At 51.7% G+C, this 294-nt stretch carries 1 protein-coding gene; it reads right to left on the minus strand.

Going from position 1 to position 294, the window contains the following annotated elements:
- Positions 1-282 (minus strand): globin domain-containing protein (locus J4G32_RS22225; RefSeq protein ID WP_425515543.1); only part of this gene is annotated, 282 nt, incomplete at its 3' end.
- Positions 283-294 lie beyond the last annotated feature (12 nt).

Here is a 294-nt window from a genome sequence, read left to right on the forward strand (position 1 = left end):
GACCAGGCAGTCGGAGAGGAGCCTGAAATTGTCGGGATCCACGTGCAGTTTCTCGGAGTGCAGCACACTCAGCTCGGTATAGGTCGCCTTGATGTTGTCCATGTTCTTCATAGCCCGGTCCAGACCGTGGAGGATAGTTGTTCCGTGTTTTGCAACCTCATTATTTCCCATGATTGCGGCTGCGTTGTAGAGGTTTCCAAAGTTGCCGAAATACCTCTGAGTCCAGGGATAGACGATCAGACACCTGCAAAGAGTTGCAGGGCCAACGGCCTCATAGTCCAACTTACTGAAGAT

The organism is Microvirga antarctica (genome assembly GCF_017921815.1).
GTDB classification, from domain to species: domain Bacteria; phylum Pseudomonadota; class Alphaproteobacteria; order Rhizobiales; family Beijerinckiaceae; genus Microvirga; species Microvirga antarctica.